This is a genomic window from Dactylosporangium sp. CS-047395, from assembly GCF_050942185.1.
GTDB lineage: Bacteria > Actinomycetota > Actinomycetes > Mycobacteriales > Micromonosporaceae > Dactylosporangium.
Map to the genome: position 1 here is coordinate 8,341,984 of NZ_CP192015.1, position 12,734 is coordinate 8,354,717.

General features: G+C 75.3%; 12 protein-coding genes. 5 read left to right on the top strand and 7 right to left on the bottom strand.

Annotation, left to right across the window (positions count from 1 at the left end):
- Nucleotides 1-89 precede the first annotated feature (89 nt).
- Nucleotides 90-692, top strand: a complete 603-nt coding sequence (locus tag ACQP00_RS39215; protein ID WP_433206249.1) for a rhomboid family intramembrane serine protease — start codon at nucleotides 90-92, stop codon at nucleotides 690-692.
- On the opposite strand, the gene ACQP00_RS39220 is transcribed toward ACQP00_RS39215, so the two are convergent.
- Complete coding sequence (locus tag ACQP00_RS39220) at nucleotides 676-1,521, bottom strand: MBL fold metallo-hydrolase (protein WP_433206252.1); 846 nt, start codon at nucleotides 1,519-1,521, stop codon at nucleotides 676-678. The two genes, ACQP00_RS39215 and ACQP00_RS39220, sit on opposite strands and share 17 nt — an antisense overlap.
- 86 nt (nucleotides 1,522-1,607) lie before the next feature.
- Between ACQP00_RS39220 and ACQP00_RS39225 the strand changes: the two genes are divergently transcribed.
- Complete coding sequence (locus ACQP00_RS39225) at nucleotides 1,608-2,453, top strand: SMP-30/gluconolactonase/LRE family protein (protein ID WP_433206255.1); 846 nt, start codon at nucleotides 1,608-1,610, stop codon at nucleotides 2,451-2,453.
- Here the strand turns inward: ACQP00_RS39225 and ACQP00_RS39230 are convergent.
- Nucleotides 2,450-3,532, bottom strand: coding sequence for an aldo/keto reductase (locus ACQP00_RS39230; RefSeq protein WP_433206258.1), 1,083 nt, complete (start codon nucleotides 3,530-3,532; stop codon nucleotides 2,450-2,452). The genes ACQP00_RS39225 and ACQP00_RS39230 overlap by 4 nt on opposite strands.
- 91 nt (nucleotides 3,533-3,623) lie before the next feature.
- Here ACQP00_RS39230 and ACQP00_RS39235 point away from each other — a divergent pair, with 91 nt between their 5' ends.
- A complete protein-coding gene (locus ACQP00_RS39235) occupies nucleotides 3,624-4,499 on the top strand; it encodes an AraC family transcriptional regulator N-terminal domain-containing protein (protein ID WP_433206261.1) in 876 nt (291 codons plus the stop codon).
- On the opposite strand, the gene ACQP00_RS39240 is transcribed toward ACQP00_RS39235, so the two are convergent.
- Together ACQP00_RS39240 and ACQP00_RS39245 are read right to left on the bottom strand one after the other, a co-directional pair.
- Nucleotides 4,496-5,557: a DUF6183 family protein gene (locus ACQP00_RS39240; RefSeq protein WP_433206263.1), complete on the bottom strand. Its 1,062-nt coding sequence runs from the start codon at nucleotides 5,555-5,557 to the stop codon at nucleotides 4,496-4,498. The two genes, ACQP00_RS39235 and ACQP00_RS39240, sit on opposite strands and share 4 nt — an antisense overlap.
- Nucleotides 5,554-6,150, bottom strand: coding sequence for a class I SAM-dependent methyltransferase (locus ACQP00_RS39245; RefSeq protein ID WP_433206265.1), 597 nt, complete (start codon nucleotides 6,148-6,150; stop codon nucleotides 5,554-5,556). The genes ACQP00_RS39240 and ACQP00_RS39245 overlap by 4 nt, the downstream gene beginning before the upstream one ends.
- Before the next feature lie 76 nt (nucleotides 6,151-6,226).
- On the opposite strand from ACQP00_RS39245, the gene ACQP00_RS39250 reads away from it, so the two are divergent.
- Nucleotides 6,227-8,218: a PP2C family protein-serine/threonine phosphatase gene (locus ACQP00_RS39250; RefSeq protein WP_433206268.1), complete on the top strand. Its 1,992-nt coding sequence runs from the start codon at nucleotides 6,227-6,229 to the stop codon at nucleotides 8,216-8,218.
- A complete protein-coding gene (locus tag ACQP00_RS39255; protein WP_433206271.1) occupies nucleotides 8,211-8,624 on the top strand; it encodes a response regulator in 414 nt (137 codons plus the stop codon). Before ACQP00_RS39250 ends, ACQP00_RS39255 begins: the two co-directional genes overlap by 8 nt.
- Here ACQP00_RS39255 and ACQP00_RS39260 read toward each other — a convergent pair.
- The 3 genes from ACQP00_RS39260 to ACQP00_RS39270 all read right to left on the bottom strand — a co-directional run bounded on the left by ACQP00_RS39260 (nucleotide 8,601) and on the right by ACQP00_RS39270 (nucleotide 12,656).
- Nucleotides 8,601-10,772: an ATP-binding protein gene (locus ACQP00_RS39260; RefSeq protein WP_433206274.1), complete on the bottom strand. Its 2,172-nt coding sequence runs from the start codon at nucleotides 10,770-10,772 to the stop codon at nucleotides 8,601-8,603. The two genes, ACQP00_RS39255 and ACQP00_RS39260, sit on opposite strands and share 24 nt — an antisense overlap.
- Nucleotides 10,773-10,852: 80 nt before the next feature.
- A complete protein-coding gene (locus ACQP00_RS39265) occupies nucleotides 10,853-12,133 on the bottom strand; it encodes a hypothetical protein (protein ID WP_433206277.1) in 1,281 nt (426 codons plus the stop codon).
- Nucleotide 12,134: 1 nt separating this feature from the next.
- The gene (locus ACQP00_RS39270) at nucleotides 12,135-12,656 is read right to left on the bottom strand and encodes a SigE family RNA polymerase sigma factor (RefSeq protein WP_433206280.1); all 522 of its coding nucleotides are present in this window, start codon (nucleotides 12,654-12,656) and stop codon (nucleotides 12,135-12,137) included.
- Between the last annotated feature and the right edge of the window lie 78 nt (nucleotides 12,657-12,734).

Genomic DNA, 12,734 nt, shown 5'->3' on the forward strand with positions numbered 1-12,734 from the left:
TGCCCGTTCTGTGCGACGACCCCCTCGTACCTTGGGCTGATCGGCGCGGCGGCCCCGGTCTGTAGCGTTTCGTCGGCACGATGGTCGGCATGGTCATGGTCATCGTGCTGTACCTGGTGCTGCTGGTGACCGCCGGCGTGGCCGCGCCGCGGACGCCGCCCGCGCGGCGGGTGCCGGTCGCCACCGCCGCGCTGTTCGCCGTGATCGCGGTGGTCACGCTGCTGCAGCTCACCGTCGCGCCGGGGCTGTTCGAGGCGCTGCGCCGCGACCGCGCGGCGATCGGCGACGGGCAGGTGTGGCGGCTGGTGTCCTCGGCGCTCGTGCAGGACAGCGGCTGGTCCGGCGCCGTCTTCAACCTCGTCGCCCTGGCCGTGCTCGGCACGTTCGCCGAGCGGCTCTGGGGCACCACCCGCTGGATCGCCCTGGTGGTCACCGTCCAGGTGCTCGGCGGGCTGTGGGCGCTCTACGCGCAGCCGGTCGGCGCCGGCACCTCGCTCATCGACTTCGGCCTCGGCGCCTCCCTGGCCGCGGCCGGCCTGCTGCTCGGGCCGGCATGGCGGCGGGCCGTCGCCGCGGTCAGCCTGCTCGCCGGCCTCGCGCTGCTGCTCCTGAGCGACGTCCACGGCGGCCCGGCGCTGGTCGGCGCGGCCGCCGGGGTGCTGCTCACCCGGCGGCTCAGGCCCAGCGCGTGATCGCGAAGTCGCTCCCCGCCCGGCTGACCTCGGCCGCGCCGGCGCCCGCGAAGTGCGCCGGCACCACCAGCTCGCGCTCGTCGGCCGCCCGCTCCAGCACCCGGCGCCGGGTGGCGGCGGCCTGCTGGGGGTTTTCGTCGAAGCAGCTGCTGTACCGCGGCCGCATTATTTGCACCGGACTGTGCAGCAGGTCGCCGACGAAGACCGCGCGGTCCGCGCCGGACGCGAGCCGCACCAGCGACGCCCCGGGCGTGTGGCCGGGCGCCGGCTCCAGGGCCAGGTTCTCGTCGATGCGGTGGCCGTCCTCCCACAGCACCGCCTGTCCCAGCACCGGGGCGATGCTGTCGGCGTAGATGTTGGCGCTGCTGTCGCGGTGCTGGAAGTACACCTGATCGATCCTGGGAATGAGGTAGGTCGCGTTCGGGAAGGTGGGCACCCACGCGCCGCCGGCCCGGTGCGTGTTCCAGCCGACGTGGTCGATGTGGATGTGCGTGTTCACCACGACGTCAACGTCCTCGGGCGCCACCCCCGCGGCCGCGAGCCGCTCCAGGAACCCGGTCCGCAGCCCGGAGAACAGCGGGAACTGCGGCCGGTCCCGGTCGTCGCCGACGCCGGTGTCGACCAGGACCACCCGGCCCGCGCTGCGCAGGACCCAGGTGCGCAGCACCGCGTGGAACCCGTCCGTCGCCGGCGTCCAGAAGTCCGGGACGAGCCAGTCCGCGTTGTCCCGCCACAATTCCGGCGGGCAGTCCGGCAGGAAGACCCGCACGGGCGCCAGGTCGCCCTCCCACTCGGGCACCTGCGTCACCTCGACGTCACCGAGTTGCATCATTCGACGGTACGGCGCTGTCGATCGGGCGAGGTCGCCGTTCGTATACAGGAGGATGGCCACGACGACCGGACTTGGGAGACGCGATGAGCGAACTGCGCACACTGGTGGACGGCCGCGGGCTGGTCGAGTCCCCACGCTGGCACGACGGCCGGCTGTACTACTGCGACTGGTCCGCCGGCGAGATCCTGACCACCGCCCCGGACGCCCCGGACGCCCCGAACGAGGTGATCGCCCGGGTCGCCTCGCTGCCGCTGTGCATCGCCTTCCTGCCCGACGGCACGCTCATCGCGGTCGACTCCCCCACCGGCCGCCTGCTGCGCGTGGCGCCGGACGGCACCCTGTCCACCCATGCCGACCTCGGCCGCCCCGGCTGGAACGACATCGCCGCCGACACCCGCGGCCACCTCTACGTCAACGGCGCCGGCTTCGACCCGATGAGCGGCGCCGACTTCGCCCCGGGCCAGGTCACCCTGGTCGCCCCGGACGGTTCGGTACGCCCGGCGGCCGACGACATCGCCTTCCCCAACGGCATGGCGGTCACCCCCGACGACACCACCCTGCTCGTCGCCGACTCCTACCGCCACCACCTCCTGGCCTTCGACATCACCGCCGACGGCTCCCTCACCAACCGCCGCGTCTGGGCCGACCTCGGCACCGACGTCCCGGACGGCATCTGCGTGGACGCCGAGGGCGCCGTCTGGTACGCCGACGTCCCCAACCGCCACTGCACCCGCGTCACCGAGGGGGGCGAGGTGCTGCAGACCGTCCCCTTGGACCGCGGCGGCTTCGCGTGCGCCCTGGGCGGCTCCACCCTCTACATCACCGCCGCCACCTGGCAGGGCATGACGGAGGCGGAGATGGTCACCCCCGGCTCCGGCCGCGTCCTCGCCATCGACGTCGACGTCCCGGGACCCCAACCGCGCGGCTAGTACCGGATTGAGCTCTGCAGCAACGGCGGGTACACCTGGGACGCCTCGCCGTCCACGGTGGAGCCGGCGAACTGCAGCATCGCGCGCAAGGGGCCGTGCAGCGGGGCGGGGTAGTTCAGGTCCGGGGCCGAGACCGCGTCCAGGGTGGCCATCTGCTCCGGGGTCAGCGTCACGTCCAGGGCGGCCAGGTTGCCCCGGAGGTGTTCCAGGCGGCGGGCGCCGACGATCGGGATGACGGTGCCCGGACGGGCGCGCAGCCAGGCCAGGGAGACCGCCGCCGCCGTGGTGCCCAGGTCGTCGGCGATCGCGTTGACGGCGTCGATCACCAGGTGGTCGGCGTCGGTCGGCCGGCCGACGAAGGCGCTGCGGGCCGAGTCGGGGGTCTCGGCGTCGCGGCGGTACTTGCCGGACAGGAAGCCGTTCTTCAGCGGACTCCACGGCACCAGCGCGAGGCCCTGGTCCCGGGCGAACGCCGCGAGCTCGCCCTCGACCGTTCGGGCCAGGAGGGAGTACTCCACCTGCAGCGCGACGAGGGGGGTCCAGCCGCGCAGGAGGGCCAGGGTGTGCGCCTGCGCGGTCAGCCAGGCGGGGGTGTTGGAGAAGCCGATGTACCGGACGGCGCCCTCCCGCACCAGGTCGTCCAGGGCGCGCATGGTCTCCTCGATCGGGGTGTTGCGGTCCCAGTTGTGCAGCCAGTACAGGTCCAGGTGGTCCGTTCGCAGCCGGCGCAGGGTCTCGTGGAGCTGGAAGCGGATCGCGGAGCGCCCGGCGCCGCCCGCGTTCGGGTTGCCGGGGTGCATGTTCGTGAAGAACTTCGACGCCAGTACCACGCGGTCGCGCTCGCCCGGCCGGGCCGCGAAATAGTCGCCGAGGATGCGCTCGGAGTGGCCGTTGGTGTAGAAGTTCGCGGTGTCGACGAAGTTGCCGCCCTGCTCGAGGTACGCGGCGAGGATCTTCTCCGACTCCTCGACGCTGCAGCCGGCGGCGCCGGGATCCTCGCCGAACGTCATGGCGCCGAGGGCCAGGGGGCTCACGCGGAGGCCGGAGCGGCCGAGGGTCAGGTAGTGGTCGAGTGGCATGACTCCAGCCAACGCCACCGGGGCCGCGGCCGGTAGACCGATCCGCGCGACCTCTTGCACGATCCTGCTCGGCTGGGCAAGAGTGGGCAACGTGCTGCTCGACGAACTGCGCCGGCTCATCGCCGCCCACGCGCGGCCCGATCTGCGGACCGCGATCGACGGGCTAGTACTGTCCAAAGTGGACTCCTCGCCGCCCGAGCACTCGCTGACCGAGCCGCTGCTGGTGGTCATGGCGCAGGGCGGCAAGCGGCTGCTGCTCGGCGAGCAGGTCTTCGAGTACCGGGCCGGGGACGTGCTCATCGTCACCACCACGCTCCCGGTCAGCGGCCACTTCCTGCGGGCCACTCCCACTCGCCCCGCGCTCGGGATGGGGCTCGCGCTGCGCCCGGAGGCGATCGCGCCGCTGCTGCTGCGCCTGCCGCCGCCGGAGCGCGTGCTGCCGATGGCGATGGCCACCGGACCGGCGGAGCCGGAACTGCTCGATGCCGCGGTACGGCTGCTGCGTCTGCTGAACCGCCCGTCCGACATCCCGGTGCTCGCCCCGCTCGTCGAGCAGGAGATCCTGTGGCGCCTGCTGACCGGCCCGCACGCGGCCGTGGTGCGCGCGATCGGGCAGGCCGGTAGCGGCCTCACCCACGTCGACCGGGCGATCCGCTGGCTGCACGCGAACTACGCCGAGCCGATGCGCGTGGCCGACCTGGCCCGGCTGGCCGGCCTGAGCGTCTCGGCCTTCCACCGCCAGTTCCGCGCCATCACCGCGATGAGCCCGCTGCAGTTCCAGAAGCGCATCCGGCTGCAGGAGGCGCGCTCGCTGCTCACCTCCCGGGCCGGCGACGTGGCGGGGGTGGGCCACCTCGTCGGGTACGACAGCCCCTCGCAGTTCAACCGCGAGTACCGCCGCCTCTTCGGCGCCCCGCCCGGCCAGGACGCCGAACGCCTCCGCGCCACCGCCCCGTCGCTTCCCTAGTCGGTGTCGGTGGCGGCCAGCAGCGCGAGCCGGCGCCCGTCGGCGGAGACGCAGGCCAGCCCGATGTCCCAGGCCACGCCGGCGAACCACGGGCTCGCGCCGGCGAAGGCGTACCAGCTCGCCGCGAGCGCCGCCGCCTCGGTCCCGCCCGCCGTCGCGCCCGGCGGGGCGCCGGCCAGCGCGCCGATCGAGCGCCAGGCGGCGAGCCGGCCGTAGGCGCCGTACTCGCCGGCGCTGTAGGCCCCGCCGCCCGACGCGGCCGTGAACAGCTGCCGCCAGGCGTTCCCGGCGAAGCCGGTGCCGACGGTGGTGAGCCCCTCGCAGCACTCCAGCCCGAGCCCGCGCAGGGTGGCCGCGACGGCACCCGGGACCAGTTCGGCGCCGAGCTCGTACGTGCGCGACTCCACCCGGCCGTTGGACTCCCGCGCCCAGTTGCGCACGGCCGCCTCGATCGCCCCGGAGACCTCCTCGGTGGTGGTTTCCCGCAGCGGCGGTACCGGGCCGGCCTCAGCGAGGAACGTCGACGATTCGGAAGGCAGGACCCCGCCGGTCCCGTCGAGGCTGTAGCGCGGCATCGCCGGCCGCCCCTCCATCGCCGTGAGCGGCCCCGGCAGCCAGGCCAGCGGATGGCCGGCGGGCGGCCGCGCCCGCACCGACCGGCCGCGCAGCGCGAGCTCGTGCACCAGGCAGGCCAGCAGCTCGCCCGGCGCGTCCCCGCCCAGTGCGGGCCCGAGCTCCTCCGGTCCGTGCCCGCCCGCGAGCAGCGCCGCCGCGAGCCGCACCGGCCGGCCCGCCCCGACGACCGCCATCAGCCGCACCGCGTCGGGCACGGTGCCGGGCGAGAGGCACAGCAGCCGCACGATCCGGTCGAGGGCGCTGCGGTACTGCCACGGCGGCCGTTCGTCGTGCCCGTGCCGCCGCCACAGCGCGATCCCGAGGTCGGCCGCGAACGCGGGGCGCCCGGTCGCGATGCGTCGCTGGGCGAGCTTCAGGACGTCCTGCACGTGCTCCCGCTCGGCGATGCCGGCCGCGATGGCGACCGGATCGGGAGCCGTCACCGGGCGGGCCGGCGGCGGGCGAGAAGCACCGTGTCGCTGCGGTGGTGGGTGCCGGGCGGGGCCGGGGCGGTGCGCGGGCGGGTCTCGTCGGCCAGCACCGTCCAGTCCTCGCCGAGCAGCTTGGCCACGTCGGCCGGGTGGTAGTAGTCCTCGGGACGGAACGGCGCGGAATCGGGCACGTCCGCCGTGTCGTGCCCGACGTACAGCAGCAGCCCGCCCGGCGCCACCGCGGCGAGCAGCCCGCGCAGCGCCGCGTCGCCCGCCGCGCGCTCCAGCGGGAAGTACTGCACCGAGACCAGGTCGAACGCGGCGGCCGGAGGTGGGGTGGTGCTCAGGTCGGCGTGGGTCCAGGTGACCGTGCCGGACGGGTCGGCGGCCGCGGCGCGGGCCAGGGCGGTCGGGGCGATGTCCGTCGCGGTCACCCGCCAGCCGCGGGCGGCCAGCCACCGCGCGTCGCCGCCCTCGCCGCAGCCCACGTCCAGGGCGCGGCCCGGCTCCAGGGCGGTGACCTCGGTCACCAGCACGCCGTTGGGGTTGCCGCTGAAGAGCCGGTCCTGCGCGCGGTACCGGTCCTCCCACTCCTGTTCGGTCATGGCGACCACGATGGGCCGTGGTTGCCCGTACCGCCAAGTTCTTTGCCGGAACGGCAAACGGGGTATGTTTCCTCAGGTGAGCGGGGAGGCGCGGGTGCTGGAGCTGGCGCTGCGCCTGGCCGAGGCGACCGACTTCACCGCCGTCGCGGCCGAGGCGCTCGCCGTCGTGCAGGAGCCCGCCGGGACCGTCGGGGCCGCGCTCGCCTGGCACACCGACGAGCCCGAGCTGGCAACCGTGGGTGACGGGCCGCTCACCTGCCTGGTGGCCGCCGGGCCCGCGCCGGGGACCGTCCGGGTGCTCACGCCCGCGGACGCGGCGCCGCTGCGCGAGGCCGGGCTGGCCGCGGCCGTGCACCTGACCGTGGCGACCGGGCCGCACGGGTCGGCCACGCTGGTCGGCCTGCTCAAGGACGGCGCCGATGCCGGCGCGGCGGTGGCGGCGGTCGAGCTCGCGGCGGCCGCGGCGGCGCCCGTGCTGCAGCGGCTCGCGGTGGCCGAGCTGCACCGGGCCGAGCAGGCCAACATCGCGTTCCTGGCCGAGGCGTCGGTGGTCATGGAGCAGTCCCTCGACCTGCCCGACACGTTGCAGCGGGTGGCCCGGCTGACCGCCCCGACGCTCGCCGACGGCTGCCTGATCTACCTGGACGGCGCCGATCTCGTCGCCTCCGCACACGTCGACGCGCGGGTCGACCGGCGGATGCGGGCCGAGCTGCCGGGCGACGTGGCGCTGCGGGACGCGGTACGGTCCGCCCGCGACGCCGAGGACGTCCGCCCCGCCCTGCCCGGCTGGCTGCGACCCGACTCGGTGCGCCTCGTGCCGCTGCTGGCCCGGGAGCGCCACGTCGGCACCATGGTGCTCACCGAGCGCGCGTCCGGGCGGCCGTCCCGCCTGCCGGGGCCGCAGTTCCTGAGCGACCTGGCCCGGCGGGCGGCCATCGCGATCGACAACGCGCTGCTGTACGAGCGGCGGGACGCGGCCGTGCTCGCCCTCCAGCGCCGGCTCCTGCCGCCCTCGCTGCCCGTGCTGCCGCGGATGGACCTGGCCGCCCGCTACGAGGCCGGCGATCCGTCGCTGGACGTCGGGGGCGACTTCTACGACGCGGTACCGCTGCCCGGCGGCGCCGTCGCGCTCGTCATCGGCGACGTGTGCGGCCGCGGGGCCGACGCGGCCGGGCGCACCGCCCTCGCCCGGCACACGCTGCGGGCGCTGCTGGAGTCCGGCGCCGGCGCCCCGCGCGCGCTGCAGCGGCTCAACCGGGCCCTGCTGGACGAGGACGAGGACGGCGCGTTCTGCACCGCGCTGGTGGTCGAGGCGCGCCTCGGCGACGGCCGGGCCGAGCTGCGGATCGTCAACGCCGGCCATCCGCCTCCCGTGCTGGTACGGGCCAGCGGCGAGGTCGAGGAGCTCGGCGTCTACGGCCCCCTCCTCGGCGTCATCCCCGACGCCGAACTGGAGCCGGTGCTGGTGGAGGCGGGCGGCGGCGACGCGGTGCTGCTGTACACCGACGGGCTCGTCGAGGCCCGCCGGGACGGTGAGCTGTTCGGGGCCGAACGGGTCCGCGCGGCGCTGGCCGGGGCGGGCACGGCGGACGCGGCCGAGCTCGTCGCGCGGGTGCACGCGGCCGTGGACGCCTTCCGCTCCGGCGGCAGCGACGACGACCTGGCCCTGCTCGCGCTGCGGCTGCGCGGCGGGGAGCTGTGCCGGGTCGCGCTGCCGGGCGCGAAGGAGGCGGCGGCGGAGGCCCGGCGCGCGGTACGGTCCGCGCTCGAAGCGACCCGCGTGCCGGAGCGGGCCGCCGACGACGTGACGCTCGCGGTCAGCGAGCTCGTGGCGGCCGCGGTGCTGGCCGGGCAGCCGGCGATGGAGCTGGTGCTGACCCGGGCCGGGCGGACGGTGCGGGCCGAGCTGCGCGGCGCCGGGCCCGATGCCGGGGCGGTCGCGGCGGTCGCCGGCCCGGACGACCCGGCCTGGCTGGTGGCGAAGGTCGCGCAGCGGTACAGCGTCAGCCAGAGCGGTCGCGACGGTGTGGTGTTCGCATGGGCGGAGGTCGACGTGTCCGATGAGTGACCTCGTGTTGTTCGTCGAGGACTCCGTGCAGGACGTGGAGGCGGTCCGGCGGGCGCTGCGGCGCACGCACCCGGCCGTACACCTGGAGCATCTGCCGTCGGGCGAGGGCGTCGTCGCGCGGCTCACCGCCGGTGGCCTGACCCGGCCCCGGCTGCTGCTGCTCGATCTGAACCTGGCCGGGCTGTCCGGGATCGACGTGCTGCGGGCGGTGCGGGCCGAGTCGTCGCTGGACGACCTGCCGGTGGTGGTGCTGACCAGCTCGACCAACCCGCGCGACGTCGACGCCTGCTACGCCGCCGGGGCGAGCAGCTACCTGGTGAAGTCGGTGAACTTCACCCTCATGCGCGGCGCGATCGCCAACGCGGTCGACTACTGGATCGGCTCACACGGAGAACCAGAAGGTTGAGCCCTCGCCGGGCGTCGACTCGAGCCACATGCGGCCGCCGTGGCGCTCGACGATCCGGCGGGCGATGGTGAGCCCGACGCCGGCGCCCTCGCCGCCGCTGAGCCGGCGGAAGATGCGGAACACCTCCTCGTGCCGGTCGGGGGCGATGCCGACGCCGTTGTCGCGCACGTACACGGCGTCCCCCGCCGCTCCGATGTGGACGGCCGGGGCGCGCTCGGCGGCGGCGTACTTCACCGCGTTGGACACCAGGTTCTGCAGCACCTCGTAGAGCCGGATCCGGTCGCCGCGCACGACCGGCAGCGGGGTGTCCCGGTGGATGGTGGCGCCCCGCTCGGCGATGGCCGGCGCCAGGGACTCCAGCGCCTCGTCCAGCACCGTGTCCAGCTCGACCTCGGCGGCGGGCGTCTCGCCGCGGCCCAGCATGGCGTACCGCATGACGGCATTGAGCAGATCGTCCATCCGCACCGCGAGCCGCCCGATGGTGTCCAGCCGGGCCACGGTGGTCGGATCGAGGTCCTCGGCGTCCTCGGTGATGAACGCGGCCGCGTGCGCGATGCCCCGCAGCGGCTCCTTGAGGTCGTGCGACACCACGTGCGCGAAGGACTCCAGCTCCTCGGCCCGGCGCAGCACCACTCCGGCGATCGCGTGCCACAGGTCGGCCGCGATGGTCTGCTCGACGCGGCTCCAGCGGGTCGAGCGGCCGCGCACCGTCTCCCGCCACACGGCCGAGGAGCCGCGGGGGGTGAGGCGGTGGCCGTACCGGCTGGAGACGACCGGCCGCCCCGGGTCGGTGGCCCAGCGCACGTCCCGCGACGCCTCGCCCCGGCACCAGACCACGACGTCGGTGCTGGACAGCCGCAGCACCAGGATGCCGCTGGCGGTCCCGGCGAGCGCGGCCGCGCGCGGGTCGACCTCGCCGAGCCGGTCGGTGCTCCAGGCCCGCCCGACCTCGCCCCGCCCGGCCACGACCTCCAGCAGGGCCGCGGCGTCGGGCACCCGCCCGGCCGTGACCGTCTCGCCGCCGGCCCGCACGAGCACCCCGTCGGCCGGGATCAGGTCGAGCAGGCTCGGCTCCCCGTGCACCAGCCCGCCGGGCAGCGTGTCGGCCGCGTCGACCAGCAGCGCGACCATCGCCCGGCGCGCCCTGGCCTCGGCGCTGGCCAGCTGCTGCCGCTCCAGCGCGGCCAGCTGCAGCGACAGCGCGATGCCGAACATCTCGCAGGCGGCCCGCTGCTCCGGTCCGAGCACCGTCGGCTGCCTGCCGTGACACGCGATGAGCCCCCACAGCCGCCCCTCGTGGATGAGCGACACGGACATCGACGCGGCGACGCCGATGTTGCGCAGGTACTCGATGTGGAACGGCGACACGGTCCGCAGCGCCGCCCCGGACAGGTCCAGCGGCCGATCGGTCCCCGGCCGCAGCGGCGGCACCAGGCCCGCACCGGGATCGTCGACGTCCGCGATCACCCGGATCCAGTTCCGCGTGTACAGCCGGCGGGCCTGCGGCGGGACGTCGGTCGCCGGGAACCACAGCCCCAGCCACGGTTCCCGGTCGGCGTCGGCCTCCTCGGCGATCACCTGCCCCGGCCCGTCCCCGTCGAACCGGTAGGCCACGACCCGCGCGTAGCCGGTGAGCCGCCGGATCTCGCGCACCGCCGCCTGGCAGAGCTCCTCGACCGTCGCCTTGTCGCCGAGATCCTGCGTGGCCGAGCGGAACAGGCTGTACAACCGGGTGAACTGCGCTTTTTTCCGGCCCGCCGGTTCGAACTCGCAGATCAGCAGCCCGTCACCCCGGTGCAGGCTGAGATCGAACGCCCGCTCACCCACCTCGACCTCGAGAAACGCGCTGACCGGGGCGGCGCTGCGGCGGACCAGCTCGGCCTGCTCCGCACCCAGCAGCTCCGCCAGCCGGCTGGGGTCGCCGCCGAGCACCGCGGCGGCGTTGTCGCTGACGACGACCGCCTGCAGCGTCTCCTCGTCGACGGCGACGAGTGCCCCGTGCGACTGCACCCGCCCGAGCAGGTGGATCTGCTCGCTGACACACGCACTGAGGTCGAACGGCGTCCCGGTCTCGTACTCGGCGGCGATCTCCCGCGCCGACAACGCCCGCGGCTGATGCCCGGTCACCTGGGGAACATCTGGGGTCATTGGCGCCATGCTGACACCCTAGGCCTTCCCGCAGCGGGCCCTGGTGCTCGTCGGGTTCGTGGTGCACAAGCTCAGGGCCCCTACCGCCGCCGTTCGATGAGCCAGCCGACGCCCTTGCGGACGGCGACGAACAGCAGGACGAAGCCGGCGATCAGGGCGTAGACCCAGAGCGGGGCGGCGAACGGGTTCGGGCGCACCTCGGGGCCGCCGAAGCTGCCCCGCTCCACCAGGTCGAGCGGCATGGTCACGGCGCTCACGTCGCGGTCCAGCGTCACCAGGGTCCGCTCGCCGCCGACGCCGAGCTGGACGATCACGGTGTTGCGGCCCGGGTCGGCGCGGACCGCCACCACGTCGTCGCCGCGGAAGCCCAGCACCCGCTCGGCGCGGCCCGGGCGGCGCACCTCGGCGCCGGTGGTCGCGTCGAGGACCACGACCGTCCGCACCTTCTCGACCGTGCAGGTGGGGGTGGCGTCCGGGCATTGGTAGGCGGTCGTGGCCACGTACCGGCCGTCGGCGCTGTAGTGGATCGGCTCGTCCAGGCCGAGCCGCGAGGTGGGCACGTCCCAGCGCACCTTGCCGGACAGGTCGACCGCCAGCAGCCGGCTCTGGCCGTCGCGGACCACGGGGATCACCACGGCCGACCCGTCGGGCGCGATGGCGAGGCCCGCCGGCGAGATGCTCTCGACCGGGGCCTTGGCCTGCTCGACCGTGTAGGCCGGGGCGACTGAGCCGGCGGTGTAGACCGTGGTGACCAGGCCCGTGTCGACGCCGACGAGGTTGACCCGGTCGCCGCGGCTGTCGGCGTCCCAGGAGGCGACCGTCCGGCTGTCCCGGGACCAGGCCAGCGGCTCGCCGCCGGGCACGGCGCTCGTCCCGCCGGTGGTGAGGTCGAGGATGCGGTCGGCGCCCACGATCAGCCGCCGGCCGTCGGGCGACACGTCCCGGCGGATCGGGCCCTGCGGCAGCTTCCGGATGCGGTACGCGCCGTCGGCCCCGATCACGACCGTCGAGCCGTCGTGGTAGCGGCCCTCCACGGTGTCGAAGACCACGGCGGCCCGACCGGGCGGCGAGTCGGCGATGGTGGCCTGCCACAGCCACGGGAGGTACACCTTGGAGGGCACCACCCCCGCCGAGTGGTCCGGCTTCGGCGTGGCGGGCTCGGCGCCGTGCGGGCCGGTGGACCACCAGACCGGGATCGCCAGCAGCAGCACCACGACCACGGCGAGGGTGGTTCCGGCGGCGCGGGCCAGGCGGCGGCGCCGGCCCCGCCGCCACGCGCGCTCGGGAAAGCGCGGCGGCGGCATCCGGTCGGCGACCGCGGTCAGCGCGGCCCGGACGGCATCGGTGTTCGGCTCCTGCACCTCAGCTCCCCTCTCCGGCGGTGGCCAGCTCCGGCGCGACCTCGCGCAGCCGGGCCAGGGCCGCGCGGGCGTAGCTCTTCACCGTGCCGACCGACAGGCCCAGGATCTCGGCGGTGCGGGCCTCGGTCTGGTCCTCGAAGTACCGCAGCACCAGCACCGCCCGCTGCCGCCGGCTCAGCCGGGACAGCGCCTGGGCGACCGCGACCGACAGCACGACCCGTCCACTGTGGTCGTCGGACCCGGATCGGGACCCGGGCGGCTCCGGCGGCTCGGCGACCGGCACGTCCCGCCCGCGGTGCCGCCGCCAGGCCGAGACGTGCTGCGAGTAGAGCACGCGGCGCACGTACGGGTCCGGGTCGCCGTGCCGCTCGATGCGCTCCCACCGCGACGCGACCCGCTCGAGCGTGGCCTGCACGAGGTCGTCGGCCTGGTGGACGTCGCCGGTCAGCAGGTACGCCACCCGGGTCAACCCCACCAGCCGGTCCCCCACGTAGCGGCGGAACGACTCCTCTGCCTTCTGCACCGGCACCTCCCGATGGCATACACGCTCGCACGCCCGATTTTGGAGGGGGCCCACCCTTCCGTAATCGATCCACTACTC

Coding starts and splice junctions, on each gene's coding strand:
- ACQP00_RS39255 (WP_433206271.1), top strand. CDS start 8,211: ATGAGTGACCTCGTGTTGTTCGTCGAGGACTCCGTGCAGGACGTGGAG.
- ACQP00_RS39215 (WP_433206249.1), top strand. CDS start 90: ATGGTCATGGTCATCGTGCTGTACCTGGTGCTGCTGGTGACCGCCGGC.
- ACQP00_RS39230 (WP_433206258.1), bottom strand. CDS start 3,532: ATGCCACTCGACCACTACCTGACCCTCGGCCGCTCCGGCCTCCGCGTG.
- ACQP00_RS39225 (WP_433206255.1), top strand. CDS start 1,608: ATGAGCGAACTGCGCACACTGGTGGACGGCCGCGGGCTGGTCGAGTCC.
- ACQP00_RS39245 (WP_433206265.1), bottom strand. CDS start 6,150: ATGACCGAACAGGAGTGGGAGGACCGGTACCGCGCGCAGGACCGGCTC.
- ACQP00_RS39220 (WP_433206252.1), bottom strand. CDS start 1,521: ATGCAACTCGGTGACGTCGAGGTGACGCAGGTGCCCGAGTGGGAGGGC.
- ACQP00_RS39260 (WP_433206274.1), bottom strand. CDS start 10,772: ATGACCCCAGATGTTCCCCAGGTGACCGGGCATCAGCCGCGGGCGTTG.